The organism is Candidatus Edwardsbacteria bacterium RifOxyA12_full_54_48, from assembly GCA_001777915.1.
GTDB lineage: Bacteria > Edwardsbacteria > AC1 > AC1 > EtOH8 > UBA2226.
Genome location: MFFN01000003.1, coordinates 30268 through 44922, shown reverse-complemented (window position 1 = coordinate 44922; position 14655 = coordinate 30268). Strand labels below are relative to the sequence as shown.

Sequence of the window (14655 nt, the reverse complement as noted above, 5' to 3'; positions counted from 1 at the left end):
TCAATTCTTGAGGACAGGCATCGGCGATCATGAAATTTTTGATACTGACCCAATATTACCCGCCGGAGGTCGGGGCGCCGCAGGTCCGTCTACAGGCCATGATCAGGGAGCTGGTGGCCAAGGGACACCAGGTGGAGGTGGTTACGGCCATTCCCAACCATCCGCTGGGACGGTATTTCCCGGGATATAAAAGCCGGATGTACTCCTGGGAAATATCGCAGGGGATAAAGATACACCGGACCTGGATATATCCGGCGATCGGTGCGGGGTTGAAGCGGATTTTCAATTATCTTTCTTTCACCCTGTCGTCCTTCTGGGGGATGATGAAAGCGGGAAGACCCGACCTTGTCTGGGTGGAATCACCGCCCCTGTTCCTGGGCTGGACGGCCATGGTCTATTCCTGCTTTCGCCGAGTGCCGTTCATCTTCAACATCGCCGACCTGTGGCCCGACTCCATAATCGACCTGGGATTGATGAGGAACGGTCTTGCGGCCCGAATGCTATATATGGCCGAAAGGGCGATATATAACCGAGCCAAATATGTCATTGCCGTAACTCAGGGCATCCGGGACCGGCTGATAAATAGCAAAGGACTTCCGGCCCGGAAAATACTGTATCTTCCCAACGGGGTGGATACGGAGATGTTTCGCCCTTCACCGGTTGATATGCAGCTGGCGGCAGATCTGGGGCTGGCTGGGAAAGATATCATTCTGTATTCCGGCACCCTGGGGTTTGCCCAGGGCCTGGGCTCGGTGCTGGAGGCGTTCCAAATAATAAGGGACTCCCATCGGCAGATGGTTCTGCTGATGGTGGGCAGCGGGTCGGAACGCAATAAGCTGCAGCAGATGGCCCAAGAACGAAACCTGGATAACGTCAGGTTCCTTGACCCGGTGCCTCCCGAGATGATCAATAAGTATCTCTCTATCTCCCTGGCCGGGCTGGTCTGCTTGAAGGACCTGGAGCTTTTCCGGGGGGCCAGGCCGTCCAAAATGTTTCCCATTATGAGCTGCGGCAAGCCGGTCATCTTCTGCGGCCGGGGCGAGGGAGCCAGACTGGTCCATGACTCAAAGGGAGGGGTGGTGGTTTCCCCCGAGGATCCGACGGCCCTGGCCAAAGCGATAGCCGATCTGGCCGGGGATGGAGAAACCTCAAAGCAAATGGGGCTTAACGGCAGGGACTATGCCCTGAAATATCTCAGTTGGAAGAGGATCGTGGGAGAATGGTTGAACCAACTCGAATCCCGCCAGAACGACGGTAACTATGAATGATAAGACCGTCCTGATGCTGGACCGGGTAATACAGGCATCGCTAGTGGGGTTTGTCGGCTCCATGCCGGTCTCCATAGCTTTTTGCCAGATATCGCTGGGAATCGGGTGGCTGGCGTTCCTGGCCAGATCGATCGTCACCAAGAGATGGCTGGGATACCGGACGGTACTGGATACCCCCTTTCTGGGGTTCTTTTTGCTATCGCTTTTGGTCTCGGCCTTTTCCCTTAAACCGGCGGAGAGTTTCATCAGCTTGAAGAAATTCTATCTGCTTTCGGCGGTATATCTGGTGGCTTTCAACACTCAGGGCATCAAGAGAATATTTGAGCTGGTTCAATTGCTGGCATTGATGACGGCATTGACCGGCATATTCGGTCTGATCATGAATCTGGCCGGACTGCAGTCCAGGTTGCTGGCCGTTCAGGGGATGGCCATGACCTCCGGGGGGATATTCATGATGGCCGGAATATTGTTCTTGCCGCTGGCGGCCTTTTATTTGAACCAACCGGGCTTCAAACGATATCTATTTCCCGCCTTGTATGCCATAACTTTTATCAGCCTGGTCCTGACCAAGACGGTCAGCGCCTGGCTGGGCTGGGTGGCCGGGATAGTATCCATTCTGCTTTTCCAAAAACGCTATCTGATCATCATCCTGCTGGCGGCCGCGACCCTGGGCGCAGGCCTGTTCGTTTTCAATCCCGCCTCGGACAGGTTTATGACCTACAAAAAGGACAACACCTGGGAGGCCCGGCTGACCATCTGGAGGATAGGGTGGCAGTTGATAAAAGAAAGGCCGGTCCTGGGCACCGGTTTGATCGACCTGGGCGAATTGTACCAGGCCAAGCGCTCGTCGGAGGACATCCGATTGCATGGGAACAATCGAAGGCTGGGCCATCTGCATAATAATTTTATCCACATCGCGGCCACCATGGGGCTGGCGGGACTGCTGTCGTTCCTTTTTTTATGGTGGATGGTGATCGGACAGATGATCGGCACCATAGCCAAATCCCCGCCGGGCCATAAATTGCTGGCCCTGGCCCTGCTGGCGGCGGTCATCGGATTTCTGACCAACGGGATGGCGGAATGGAATTTCGGCGACTCGGAGGTCGTCACCATAATCTGGTTCCTGGTGGGCCTCTCGGTTGCGATGAGCGAAACATTTACATCAAAACCAAAATGCAATATTTGATAGACAATGAATCGTCCATGTGATATAATATTAGCTATCCTGGCAATTGTTATCTCCTTGCCAGTGATGGTGTTATTGGCTATGGTGATTGTTATTGATTCCAGGGGGCCGGCCATTTTTATGCAGGACCGGATAGGGCGAAACGGAAGACCCTTCAAGATCTACAAGTTTCGCACCATGGTGCCCGATGCCGAAAGCAAGGGCCCGCTGCTGGCGGTAAAGGGGGACCATAGGGTCACCCGGGCGGGCGGATTTTTGCGGCGCTGGAGCCTGGATGAGATACCGCAATTGTTCAACATCATCAAGGGGGATATGGCGGTGGTGGGTCCCCGTCCGGAGATACCGCCGCTGGTCAAGACCTACTCAGCCTGGCAGAATAAGGTGTTGTCGGTCAAGCCGGGCCTGACAGGATTTCCCCAGGTGATGGGCCGGGACGAACTGGATATGGACCGGAAGATCCGGCTGGATATATATTACATCAGAAGGAGAACCTTCTGCTTCGACCTGTGGATATTGTTCAGAACGATCAGCGCTGTGATAAGCGGCAAAGGGGCATTTTGATCCAGTCCGCAAAAGATAGGGACGACAGGTATGGATGAGGTGGCTCAAATAAAAAAAAGATACCAATCCCGGAAAAATTCCACCGGCGACCGGTACAGCCTGTTCAACCGGGGCAATCTGTTCATGCTGCAACAGAGGGAAAGGGTCCTGCTGAAACTTCTGGAAAAGAACGGCAAACGGAATTTCGGCGGTTATAAAATACTGGAGGTGGGCTGCGGGGAGGGATTCTGGCTGAGGGAGCTGATGAGATACGGGGCCATCCCGGCCAATCTTTACGGGGTGGACCTTCTGCCCGAAAGGGTGGCCAGGGCCAGAAGCCTGTACCCCAACATCAACATCACCCAGGGGAACTGCGAAATCCTGGCCTTTCCCGGCCAGGAATTTGACATCGTCCTGCAGAGCACGGTATTCACCTCCATACTGTCGGCCGAGATGAGAAGGAACATCGCTGCCGAGATGCTCCGGGTGGTGCGCCGGGACGGGATCATCCTGTGGTACGATTTCAGGTACGATAATCCCGGCAACCCCGACGTCCAGGGGATAAAAAGAAGCGAGATCGTAAATTTGTTCCCCGGCTGCGAGCTTGATCTCAAAACAACCACCCTGGCTCCGCCCCTGTCACGCCGGCTGGCCGGATTCAGCTGGCTGCTGTGCGAACTCCTGTCCGGCATCGGGCCGCTGTGCACCCATCACCTGGCGGTGATAAAACCCGGGCCCGGCTAGAACCACCAAGGATCGAAATGAGATATATAGAGAAAAAACGCCTGTGGATGCTCCTGGCGGATGTCCTGCTGCTGAACCTGTCGTTATGGCTGGCTTTCAGCCTCAGGTTCGACTGGACCATCCCCCAGTATTACCGGGCCGAGTATTTCCGGATCGCGCTGTTCATCACCACCTTGAGGGTTCTGCTGCTGTTCTTCTCCGGGATCTACCGGGGGGTCTGGAGATATATCGGGGTCAATGACCTGGTCAATATTTTCAAGGCAATCACCCTGGGCACTTTGCTTATAGCTGTTTCCTCATTTTTGGTGCGCCGGGTATATTTCGCCCGGGTGGTGATGGGCCTGGAATGGCTGGACGGATATCCCCTGAGCGTGATGGTGGCAGAATGGCTGGGCGACATCATCATGATCGGAGGGCTCCGTCTGGGATTGAGGATGTTCAACCAATATCAATCGGATGTTCATTCGAAAAATATAGAGCGTAAAAGGATCCTGATAGTAGGCGCCGGCGATGCCGGGGAGATGGTGGTCCGCCAGATGATGGCCCATCCGGAGTACGGCTATCAACCGGTAGGTTTCATCGACGATGACCCCAAGAAAAGGGGCCGGGAGATCCATCGGATCCCCATTCTGGGCGGTCGGGCGGACATCGATCGTTTGGCGGAGGAAAATAAGGCCCAGGAGATAATAATCGCCATTCCCTCGGCGCCGGGCTCGGTGGTCAGGGAGGTGGTCGAGCAGTGCCATTCGGCCAGACTGAAGTTCAAGATCGTCCCGGGGATAAAGGAGATAATCGAAGGCGGGGTCAGCATCAACCAGATCCGGGATATCGAACTGGAGGATCTGCTGCGGCGGCCGCCGGTGAATGTCGCCCTGGACGAGATCGCCGGCTATCTGACCAACAGGACCGTGGTGGTCACCGGGGCCGGCGGCTCCATCGGCTCGGAGCTTTGCCGCCAGATCGTTCTCTTAAACCCCAAGTCGCTGATCCTGCTGGGCAAGGGCGAGAACAGCCTTTATGAGATCGCCACCGAACTTACCCGCAGTCATCCGGCGCAACAAGTGGAGACCCTGATCTGCGATGTGGCTGACATCAAAAGGGTGGATCATATATTCGCCAAATACAAACCCCAGGTGGTTTTTCATGCTGCGGCCCATAAGCATGTCCCGATGATGGAACATAATCCCGGCGAGGCGGTCAAGAACAACATCTTCGGCACCAAGGCGGTGGCCGAGGCAGCGATGAAGCACCAAGCCGAGAGATTCGTCCTGATCTCCACCGATAAGGCGGTCAATCCCTCCAGCGTCATGGGGGCCACCAAGCGCATCTCGGAAAAGGTGATAATGGCCCTGGTGGGCCGGGACAATACCAAATTCATGGCGGTGCGTTTCGGCAATGTCCTGGGCAGCCGCGGCAGCGTGGTTCCCTTGTTCAAAAAACAGATCGCCGCCGGAGGGCCGGTCACCGTCACCCATCCGGATATGGAAAGGTATTTCATGACCATCCCCGAGGCCGTCCAGCTGGTTATCCAGGCCGGGGCCATGGGGAAGGGCGGGGAGGTGTTCGTGCTGGACATGGGCCAGCCGGTAAAGATAGTGGACCTGGCCCGGGATATGATCAAGCTTTCGGGGTTCGAACCCGATTCGGAGATTAAGATCGAATTCACCGGTCTGCGGCCGGGGGAGAAGCTCTACGAGGAGCTGTTAACGGCCGAGGAGGGAGTGGGAGCCACCAAGCATGCCCAGATCTTCATGGTCAGGGGGAAACATGCCAGGCTGAAGGAACTGTCGAAAATTTTGCCGGCCTTGCAGAAGGCCGCAATATCCGGCGAACATGATAAAGTGGTGGGATCCATCAGGAAGATAATCCCCAACTTCAGGGATGCCTAAAATGCAGGATGAAAGATATTCAAACCGGCCCCGGCGGGAAACCATGCTGCCGTTCTCACCGCCCGATATCGGGCAGGAGGAGATAGATGAGGTGGTGGATTCCCTGCGCTCCGGGTGGATAACCACCGGACCCAAGACCGCCAGGTTTGAACAGGAGCTGGGGGGGTACCTGGGGTGCGATAATGTCATCGCCTTGAACTCCGCCACCGCCGGACTGTTCCTGTGCCTCAAGACCCTGGGCATCGGCCCGGGCGATGAAGTGATAACCACCCCCTATACCTTTGCCGCCACCGTCAACGTGATCCTGCATGTCGGAGCGCTTCCTGTTCTGGCGGATGTCCGCCGGGAGGATTTCAACCTGGACCCGGTCCGGATCGAGCAGGCGGTGACCCCCAGGACCAGGGCGGTGATCCCGGTGCATTTCGCCGGCCGAAGCTGCGACATGGATGCCATCGGCGCCATCGCCCAAAAACATGATCTGGCGGTCATCGAGGATGCCGCCCACGCCATCGGGGCGGAATACCGGGGCCGGAAGATTGGTTCCATAAGCCCTTTCACCGTTTTCAGCTTCCATGCGGTCAAGAATCTCACCACCGGGGAGGGCGGGGCCGTGACCACCGGAGACGGGGGAATGGCCGACCGGCTCCGGGCCATGGCCCTGCACGGGATGAACAAGGATGCCTGGAAAAGATTCGCCCCCGGGGGTAAGTGGCAGTACGATATCGTCGCTCCGGGCTATAAATATAACATGATGGACCTGCAGGCGGCCCTGGGCATCCACCAGTTGCGCAAATTGGAAGGCAACTTGGTCAAGCGGAAAAATATTGTTGATCGATACCGTAACGGGCTGTCCGGCATTCCTCAGATCGTGTTGCCCGGGGATCCCGTCGACGGCCGCCACTGCTGGCATCTTTTTCCGCTGCTGATAGATTTCGATAAATTGAAGATCGGCCGGGATCGTTTCATCGAACTGCTGCTGCAGGAGAATATCAGCAGCAATGTGCATTACCTGCCGGTGCATCTGTTCTCCTACTACCGCGAACATCTGGGGTTCAAGCCCGGCGATCTCCCGGTGGCGGAGGACCTGTCGGCCAGGGAGGTCACCCTGCCGTTGTATACCCGATTGACGCCGGACGATGTGGACGATGTCGTCTGCGCCGTAAGAAAAATAATTTTCAATAACATAAAATAAAAGGTGCTTAAATGAGCGACTATTTTGTGCACGAAAGCGCATACGTGGACCAGCCGGCAGAGATCGGCAACGGGACCAAGATATGGCATTTCAGCCATGTATCCCAAGGAGCCAGGATCGGGCAGAACTGCTCGCTGGGGCAGAACGTTTACGTGGGCAGCCGGGTGGAGATCGGCCATAACTGCAAGATCCAGAACAACGTCTCGATCTACGACCTGGTCACCCTGGAGGACAACGTTTTCTGCGGGCCCTCCATGGTCTTTACCAATGATATGAACCCCCGGGCGGCCTTCCCCAAGGGCGGCAAATGGATCCCCACCCTGGTCAAGACCGGGGCCAGCCTGGGCGCCAACTGCACCATCGTCTGCGGCTATACCATAGGGAAGCATGCCTTTGTGGCGGCCGGCTCAGTGGCCCGTTTCAACGTCCCCGATTACGCCATCGTGGCCGGGGTGCCGGCCAAAATAATCGGCTGGATGTGCGAATGCGGGGGGCGGCTGGATTTCAATAAATCGGACGAATGCACCTGCAGTGCTTGCCACCGGCATTATAAAAAGCAAAACGAAAATCTAGTGGAAAAGTTGCAATGACCGATCTGGACAAAATTGACCAACCGCTGCTGGCCAGGCTCGACCCTGCCGGCATGGGAAAAATTATCGCAGATTTTCCCGGGCAATGCCGCCAGGCCATCGAGATCGCCCGGAAAGCTGATGTCAAGCTGCCCCGCACCGCCTACCGCAATATCGTGATCTGCGGGATGGGCGGTTCGGCCATAGCCGGGGATATCCTGGCTTCCTGCCTGGCGGACCTGGTCCCCTCGGCGATCCTTGTCCAGCGCAACTACGGCCTGCCGGGGTGGGTGGGCCAGGACGACCTGGTGATCGCCAGCAGCTATTCCGGAGAGACCGAGGAAACCCTGTCTGATTTCGAGGAAGCCCTTAAAAGAAGATCCACCGTGGCGGCCATAACCTCCGGGGGAAAATTGAAGGAAAGGTGCCTGTCTGGGGGCCTTCCGTTCATAACCATCCCGGGCGGATTGCCTCCCCGGGGCGCCTTGGGCTACTCTTTTTTCAGCCTGTTGGGATTGTTCATATCTAGCGGCCTGGTATCCGATCAGTCGGGGGCTCTGGATGAGACGATGGATATCCTGAAAAAGTTATCCGGCGATTATTCGGCCGACAAACCCGGCAGGGAGAATAAAGCCAAACAGATCGCCGGGGATATTTACGGTTACCTGCCGGTGGTTTACGCCTCCTCCGACCTGCTGGCTCCGGTGGCCCGGCGCTGGGCCAACCAGCTGAACGAGAACGCCAAGATACTTTCCTATTGGGCGGCCATGCCGGAGCTGTGCCATAACGAGATCGTGGGGTGGGAGAAGCTGCCGGAGGTCGGGTCGAGGGCCAAGATATTGCTCCTGCAGGATTCCGGCGATCATCCCAGGAACCGCTTGCGTTTTGATGTGCTACAGGATATAATTACCACTGAGTCGGCCGGGATCATAAAAATTCAAAGCCAGGGCAGATCACCGCTGGCCCGGATGTTCTCCCTGTTGTATCTGGCTGATTTCATCAGCTATTATCTGGCGCTTTTAAATGAGGTGGATCCCATGCCGGTCAAGAGGATCGACCGTTTGAAATCGGTTCTTAAGGAAAGAAGATGAAGGTGATAATTCCGGTGGCCGGCGCCGGTACCCGTCTGCGGCCCCACACCCATACCACCCCCAAGGTCCTGATCTCGGTGGCGGGAAAACCGATGATCGGCCATATCCTGGATCAATTAGTCGGCCTGCCGATAGACCAGATCGTGATGGTGGTGGGCCAGATGGGCGACCGGATCAAAGAATATGTGGACGGCCATTATAAATTCAAAGTAAAGTACATCGTTCAGCCGGAGGCCAAAGGCCTGGCCGATGCCATATACCTCTCCCGGGAGGCGGTGAAAAAGGACGATGCCCTGATAATTCTGGGCGATACCGTTTTCAGCACTGATTTTAAGAAGCTGCTATCCAAAAAAAACAGCCAGATAGGGGTCAAGGAGGTCAGCGATCCCCGGCGTTTCGGTGTGGTGGAGCATCAACACGGCAAGATCACCAAACTGGTGGAGAAACCGGAGCATCCCCGGAGCAATCTGGCCATCGTCGGCATCTATCTGATCAAAGACATGCCGAAGCTGTATAGCGCCATCAGCACCCTGATGGAAAAGAACATCAGGACCAAGGGCGAATATCAGCTGACCGACGCCCTGCAACTGCTGATCGATCGGGGCCAGACCATGGAGACCTTCGCCGTCGACGGTTGGTACGATTGCGGAAAGCCGGAGACCCTGCTGGACACCAACCGGCAGCTGCTTGACCTGTATCTCCAAAAATCCGTTAAAATCAAGGGGGTGGTCATCAACAACCCGGTATCCATAGACCCCTCCGCCCGGATCGAAAAATCGGTGATCGGGCCCTATGTGTCGGTGGCCGCCGGTAGCCATATAAAGAATGCCCTTATCAGCGACACCATCATCGGCCGGAACGTATGCCTGGACTCGATCATGCTTAAAAAATCCATCATCGGCGATAACGCCGTGGTCAAGGGCAAACAACGGAAGCTGAGCGTGGGGGACGGCTCCGAAGTGGATCTATCATAAACAAATATAAATCATAAAATTCAAGGAGCGTAAAATGACGGAGAGACACCTTTTGACTTCCGAGTCGGTGACCGAAGGGCATCCCGACAAGATGTGCGACCAGGTATCGGATGCGATACTGGATGCCATCCTGGATCAGGATATAAACGGCCGGGTGGCCTGCGAGACCCTGGTGACCACCGGGATGGTGCTGGTGGCGGGCGAGATATCGACCAATTGTTACATCGATATACCGCGGCTGGTGCGGGAGACCATCAAGGATATCGGCTATACCGACGCCAAGAGCGGGTTCGATTACGAGACCTGCGCGGTGATCACCTCCATCCAGGAGCAGTCCTGCGACATCGCCATGGGGGTGGATACCGGCGGGGCCGGCGACCAGGGGATGATGTTCGGCTATGCCTGCAACGAGACTCCGGAGCTGATGCCGATGCCCATCAGCCTGGCCCATAAGCTGTGCAAGAGGCTGTCCGAGGTCCGCAAAAAGGGCGCCATGGACTACCTGCGCCCCGACGGCAAGTCCCAGGTGACCGTCGAATACGTCAACGGCGTGCCCAAGAGGGTGGACACCATCGTGGTCTCCACCCAGCATGACGCCAATGTTTCCGAGGACAAGGTCAAGCGGGATATCATCAAGCATGTCATCAACCGGGTGGTGGACAGCAAGATGATGGACGACCGGACCAAGATCATGGTCAACCCCACCGGCCGGTTCGTGATCGGCGGGCCCCAGGGCGACACCGGACTGACCGGGCGAAAGATCATCGTCGACACCTACGGCGGCATCGGGCGCCACGGCGGCGGCTGCTTCTCTGGCAAGGACCCCACCAAGGTGGACCGCAGCGCGGCCTATGCCGCCAGGTACATCGCCAAGAACATCGTGGCCGCCGGCCTGGCCGCCCGCTGTGAGATCCAGCTGGCCTACGCCATCGGGGTGGCCGAGCCGGTGTCCATCATGGTGGAGACCTACGGCACCGGCAAGGTGGAGGATGCCAAACTGACCAAGCTGATCAGGCAGTACTTCGACCTGACCCCCCACGGGATCATCAACATGCTCAAACTGCGCCAGCCCATCTACCGCAAGACCGCCGCCTACGGCCATTTCGGGCGGGAGGATGAGGGCTTCCCCTGGGAGAAGACCGACCTGTCCGACAAACTGAAATCCGCAGCCAAGAAATAGCAACTCTTCAACCACAAAAGGCACAGATGGCACAAAATGGTTGAGAAAGCAATGGCCGATTAGCAAATGTCCAAGCACTTGAATCTAAGCGCGCCGCGGGCATTGGCATTCCGTCTTGCAAGCTAAAAATACAATTAAAATATCTTGTTTTCTGATTTATGTGCTTTATGTGGCCAATCTTGAGAAACGATGGTACAAGTAAGGCTGAATAGATGCAAAAAACAAAAGGAGAAAGAATGAATTACGATATCAAGGACATCAAACTGGCCACCAAGGGCAAGAACCGGATAGAGTGGGCCGACAAATACATGCCGGTGCTGCAGACCATCCGCACCAGGTTCGAAAAGGACAAGCCGCTCAAAGGATACAAGATCTCGGCCTGCCTGCATGTCACCGCCGAGACCGCCAACCTGATGCGAACCCTGAAGGCCGGCGGAGCCGAGCTTCGGCTGTGCGCCTCCAATCCGCTGTCCACCCAGGACGACGTGGCCGCCGCCCTGGTCAAGGATTACAGCATCCAGACCTTCTCGGTCAAGGGCGAGGACAACAAGCTCTATTACAAGCACATCAACCAGGCCCTGGATCAGCGGCCCCATATCACCATGGACGACGGGGCCGACCTGGTCTCCACCCTGCATACCACCCGCCAGGATCTTATCAAGAACATCATCGGCAGCACCGAGGAGACCACCACCGGCGTCATCCGCCTGCGCAGCATGCAGAAGGCCGGGACCCTGGCCTTTCCGGTGATAGCGGTCAACGATTCCCAGACCAAATACATGTTCGACAACCGCTACGGCACCGGGCAGAGCACCCTGGACGGCATCATCCGGGCCACCAATATCCTGCTGGCCGGCTCTACCGTGGTGGTGGCCGGCTACGGCTGGTGCGGCCGGGGGCTGGCCATGAGGGCCAGGGGGATGGGCTCCAACGTCATCATCACCGAGATAGATTCGGTCAAGGGGCTGGAGGCCGTGATGGACGGCTTCCGGGTGATGCCCATGTCCCAGGCGGCCAAGATCGGCGATGTCTTTGTGACCGTCACCGGCAATATCAACGTGGTCCGTCCGGAGCATTTCAAGGCCATGAAGGACGGAGCCATCATCTGCAATTCCGGGCACTTCAACGTCGAGCTGGACATAGACGGCCTTAAAAAGGCCTCCAAGTCGGTCAGGACCACCCGGGAGTTCGTGGAGGAGTACACCCTCAAGAACGGCCGCAAGGTCATCATCCTGGGCGAGGGCCGGCTGATCAACCTGGCGGCAGCCGAGGGGCATCCGGCCAGCGTGATGGACATGAGCTTTGCCAACCAGGCCCTGGCGGCCGAGATGCTGGTCAAGAAGGGAAAGGGCATGGATAAAAAGGTCTACGCCCTGCCGCTGGAGCTGGATAACAAGATCGCCCAGATCAAACTGCAGGCCATGGGCACCAAGCTGGATGCCCTGACCCCCGAGCAGAAAAAATACCTGGCCTCCTGGGAGATGGGAACCTAAAATAATCAGTCATCAAAAAAATGCCTGACAGGCCGGAGCCTGTCAGGCATTCCATAAAAATTCGCCGGAGCATATTTAACGACCGATCAACGTCAGCAATAACCGCCAGAAGCCTCGTCAGTCTGGACCCCCAGGGCAATGTCTGTCCGGGGGCGGTGGTTATTGCTGGGCCGGATCGGTCGTTTTATTTGGGAGCCCGGTAGAGCAGGAAGGCTCCGATGGCCCCGAATATGATGTTGGGCAGCCAGGCCGCCAGGATGGGCGAAAGTGTGGCACTGTGCCCCAGGGCCCGTCCGGTCTGCAGCAATCCCCAAAAAACAAAACAGGTCAACAACGATATGGCAAAGCCCGAGGCCGTGCTGCCTTTGCGGGAATTGGACAGCAGGGGAAGCCCGAACAGCAGGATGATAAAATTGGCGAAGGGGAAGGATAGCTTGAGGTACAGATCCACCACCGATTGCTGGACCTGGTTGCCGGATCTTTTTAGCCGATCGATAAACTGGCGCAATTCAAAGAAACCCATCTCGTCGGGCAGCAGCTCGCGCTTGGAGAAGGAAGCCGGGGCCTCCTCATAGCCGGTGAGTTTTAATTGCTGCAGGCTGTCGGAGATCTCCGTGCCGTCGGGACGGAAATTTCTGATTATGACCTTTTCCAGCAGCCAGACGTTTCCGGTCCAGACGCCTTTGGCCGCGTCTATCCGCTGCAATATCCGGTTCTGCTGGTCGACCTGGAAAATGGAGACCGAATCCATCACCGCTTTTTCCACGTTGTATCTTTTGATGAAAAACTGGCGGCCCTGGCTGCCGTCGTACAGCAGGTTGAACCTGGTCTGGGGCTCCTGGGAAAGCTGCTTCTTTATCCGGATCCTCTCCAGGTTGCCTTTTTTCTGGTTGGTGATCGGCACGATGGTCTCGCCCACCGCCATCACCGCCAGGCTTATCAGCAGTCCCAATATGAACAGGGGGGCGAATATCCGGTAGAGGCTCAGCCCGGCGGCTTTCATGGCCACGATCTCGTGGTGGCGCGCCATCTGGCTGATGGTGGCCATGCTGGCCAACAACATGGCCACCGGCAGGGTCAGGATCATGATATACGGTATCTGATAGATATAGAACAGGGCCACCAGATGATAGGGCGCCCGGTGGTCGATGAACATATCCAGCTTTTCGAAGATATCCACCAGCACGAAGATCAGCACAAAGGCGGTCTGCGAAAAGATCAGCGATTTCAGGAATTCCCGAGTGAGATATCTATCCAGTATTTTTATCGGCATATCGGTTCTTTTTGAATCTGAGTTCATAATTCTTCCAGAATAGCAGGATCAGGCCGCAGCCTCCCAGCACCATGTTGGCGGCCCACATGGCCAGCACCGGGGAAAGGATCTGCCGGTCGGCCAACTCCTCGCCGCCGATCAGGGCTATATAATACAGGACGAAAAATCCCAAGGACAGCCCGAAGCTGACCCCCAAGTTGCCCTTGCGGGTGATGATGCCCAGGGGGGCCCCGATCAGGATGAACACCAGGCAGGCCGCCGGGATGGCCATTTTCTTCTGGATCTCCACCTGGTAGCGCCGGATCTCCGACACCCGGTTGTGGACCTCCGAAGACAACTGGCTCAAGCGGGGGGGCGGAAGACCGGAGCTGTCGGCCAGCTGGGCCTCCAGGGGTCTCAATTCTTTCCGGATATCGGCGATCACCTGCTGCATCATGCCCGAGGACATCTCCCGATCGCTGCGGTAGGTCCGCACCTGATGCTGGATCTGGGGGTCCATGGGCAGATATAAAATATGTTTTTTGAAACTGATGCGGTGATAGCGGGTCTTGTCCTCGGGGTCCAGCTGGTGGATCTCCCCGTCCATCAGTTCCAGCCTCAGCGAGGCGGCCTGGGGGGTCACCATCAGCCTCCCCCGGGATGCCAGGATGGTCCGGGGCTGGGAATTCCCCCTCTGCTCATAGATGGTGATATTTCCCAGCTCCGAGGTTTTGGGGTCGATCCGCCGGATCAGGATATTGTAATCGGGAAAGTCGGTGATGAATATGTTCTCTTTGAGCTGCAGGGTGGGCTTGGTCTCGGAGATGTCCATCAGCAGGTTCTTGACCATGTGGTTGGTCTCGGGCATCAGGCGGTCGTTGAAAAAATACAGCCCGGCGGTCAGGATGATCCCGGCCAGGAAGGGAGCGATGATAAGCCTGATAAAGGGGGTCCCGCTGGATCTTATGGCCGTCAGCTCGTTGTCCTGGGCCAAGCGCCCGTAATTCATGATCACCGCCACCAGCACCGCCATGGGGATGGTCATGGTCAGCATGTAGGGGAGGCTCAGGAAAAACACCTTGCTGACTATCAGGATCGGCACCTTTTTCTGGATGATCATATTGATAAGCTCGAACAGCCGGTCCATCAGCAGAACGAAGGTCAGCACGGTCAGGGCCAGAATAAACGGAAGGACATGGCCCTTTATCAGATACCGGTCGATTATCTTCATAGGCCTGTAATGTTATACGGTATTTGCTCAAAAAGCAAGAATTTTT

At 56.6% G+C, this 14655-nt stretch carries 13 protein-coding genes; 11 read left to right on the top strand and 2 right to left on the bottom strand.

Annotation, left to right across the window (positions count from 1 at the left end; translation table 11 throughout):
* Positions 1 to 29: 29 nt before the first annotated feature.
* The 11 genes from A2273_07545 (at position 30) to A2273_07495 (ending at position 12126) form a co-directional block, all read left to right on the top strand.
* The gene (locus tag A2273_07545) at positions 30 to 1268 is read left to right on the top strand and encodes a hypothetical protein (GenBank protein ID OGF08192.1); all 1239 of its coding nucleotides are present in this window, start codon (positions 30 to 32) and stop codon (positions 1266 to 1268) included.
* Positions 1261 to 2454 carry a hypothetical protein gene (locus A2273_07540; GenBank protein OGF08191.1) on the top strand — a complete coding sequence of 398 codons (1194 nt, stop codon included), beginning with the start codon at positions 1261 to 1263 and terminating at the stop codon, positions 2452 to 2454. Before A2273_07545 ends, A2273_07540 begins: the two co-directional genes overlap by 8 nt.
* A gap of 81 nt (positions 2455 to 2535) precedes the next feature.
* On the top strand, positions 2536 to 3015 hold the full coding sequence (locus A2273_07535) for a hypothetical protein (protein OGF08190.1): 480 nt from the start codon (positions 2536 to 2538) through the stop codon (positions 3013 to 3015).
* A gap of 30 nt (positions 3016 to 3045) precedes the next feature.
* Positions 3046 to 3738, top strand: a complete 693-nt coding sequence (locus tag A2273_07530) for a hypothetical protein (GenBank protein OGF08189.1) — start codon at positions 3046 to 3048, stop codon at positions 3736 to 3738.
* Positions 3739 to 3755: 17 nt separating this feature from the next.
* Positions 3756 to 5627, top strand: a complete 1872-nt coding sequence (locus A2273_07525; GenBank protein ID OGF08188.1) for a hypothetical protein — start codon at positions 3756 to 3758, stop codon at positions 5625 to 5627.
* A gap of 1 nt (position 5628) precedes the next feature.
* The gene (locus A2273_07520; protein ID OGF08187.1) at positions 5629 to 6819 is read left to right on the top strand and encodes a UDP-4-amino-4,6-dideoxy-N-acetyl-beta-L-altrosamine transaminase; all 1191 of its coding nucleotides are present in this window, start codon (positions 5629 to 5631) and stop codon (positions 6817 to 6819) included.
* Between the two features lie 11 nt (positions 6820 to 6830).
* Positions 6831 to 7409 carry a hypothetical protein gene (locus A2273_07515; protein ID OGF08186.1) on the top strand — a complete coding sequence of 193 codons (579 nt, stop codon included), beginning with the start codon at positions 6831 to 6833 and terminating at the stop codon, positions 7407 to 7409.
* Positions 7406 to 8479, top strand: coding sequence for a bifunctional phosphoglucose/phosphomannose isomerase (locus tag A2273_07510; GenBank protein OGF08185.1), 1074 nt, complete (start codon positions 7406 to 7408; stop codon positions 8477 to 8479). Before A2273_07515 ends, A2273_07510 begins: the two co-directional genes overlap by 4 nt.
* The gene (locus tag A2273_07505; protein OGF08184.1) at positions 8476 to 9453 is read left to right on the top strand and encodes a hypothetical protein; all 978 of its coding nucleotides are present in this window, start codon (positions 8476 to 8478) and stop codon (positions 9451 to 9453) included. The genes A2273_07510 and A2273_07505 overlap by 4 nt, the downstream gene beginning before the upstream one ends.
* 34 nt (positions 9454 to 9487) lie before the next feature.
* Positions 9488 to 10633 (top strand): methionine adenosyltransferase, encoded by a 1146-nt coding sequence (locus tag A2273_07500; GenBank protein OGF08183.1) that lies wholly within the window; start codon positions 9488 to 9490, stop codon positions 10631 to 10633.
* Positions 10634 to 10869: 236 nt separating this feature from the next.
* Positions 10870 to 12126, top strand: a complete 1257-nt coding sequence (locus A2273_07495; GenBank protein OGF08182.1) for an adenosylhomocysteinase — start codon at positions 10870 to 10872, stop codon at positions 12124 to 12126.
* A gap of 184 nt (positions 12127 to 12310) precedes the next feature.
* On the opposite strand, the gene A2273_07490 is transcribed toward A2273_07495, so the two are convergent.
* Both A2273_07490 and A2273_07485 read right to left on the bottom strand, forming a co-directional pair.
* Complete coding sequence (locus A2273_07490; protein OGF08181.1) at positions 12311 to 13399, bottom strand: LPS export ABC transporter permease LptG; 1089 nt, start codon at positions 13397 to 13399, stop codon at positions 12311 to 12313.
* Positions 13377 to 14609, bottom strand: a complete 1233-nt coding sequence (locus tag A2273_07485) for a hypothetical protein (protein ID OGF08180.1) — start codon at positions 14607 to 14609, stop codon at positions 13377 to 13379. The genes A2273_07490 and A2273_07485 overlap by 23 nt, the downstream gene beginning before the upstream one ends.
* Positions 14610 to 14655: the final 46 nt, after the last annotated feature.

Bases quoted from the DNA above. Each gene is read 5' to 3' on its own strand.
- A2273_07545 (OGF08192.1), top strand. From the start codon at position 30: ATGAAATTTTTGATACTGACCCAATATTACCCGCCGGAGGTCGGGGCG.
- A2273_07540 (OGF08191.1), top strand. From the start codon at position 1,261: ATGAATGATAAGACCGTCCTGATGCTGGACCGGGTAATACAGGCATCG.
- A2273_07535 (OGF08190.1), top strand. From the start codon at position 2,536: ATGGTGATTGTTATTGATTCCAGGGGGCCGGCCATTTTTATGCAGGAC.
- A2273_07530 (OGF08189.1), top strand. From the start codon at position 3,046: ATGGATGAGGTGGCTCAAATAAAAAAAAGATACCAATCCCGGAAAAAT.
- A2273_07525 (OGF08188.1), top strand. From the start codon at position 3,756: ATGAGATATATAGAGAAAAAACGCCTGTGGATGCTCCTGGCGGATGTC.
- A2273_07520 (OGF08187.1), top strand. From the start codon at position 5,629: ATGCAGGATGAAAGATATTCAAACCGGCCCCGGCGGGAAACCATGCTG.
- A2273_07515 (OGF08186.1), top strand. From the start codon at position 6,831: ATGAGCGACTATTTTGTGCACGAAAGCGCATACGTGGACCAGCCGGCA.
- A2273_07510 (OGF08185.1), top strand. From the start codon at position 7,406: ATGACCGATCTGGACAAAATTGACCAACCGCTGCTGGCCAGGCTCGAC.
- A2273_07505 (OGF08184.1), top strand. From the start codon at position 8,476: ATGAAGGTGATAATTCCGGTGGCCGGCGCCGGTACCCGTCTGCGGCCC.
- A2273_07500 (OGF08183.1), top strand. From the start codon at position 9,488: ATGACGGAGAGACACCTTTTGACTTCCGAGTCGGTGACCGAAGGGCAT.
- A2273_07495 (OGF08182.1), top strand. From the start codon at position 10,870: ATGAATTACGATATCAAGGACATCAAACTGGCCACCAAGGGCAAGAAC.
- A2273_07490 (OGF08181.1), bottom strand. From the start codon at position 13,399: ATGCCGATAAAAATACTGGATAGATATCTCACTCGGGAATTCCTGAAA.
- A2273_07485 (OGF08180.1), bottom strand. From the start codon at position 14,609: ATGAAGATAATCGACCGGTATCTGATAAAGGGCCATGTCCTTCCGTTT.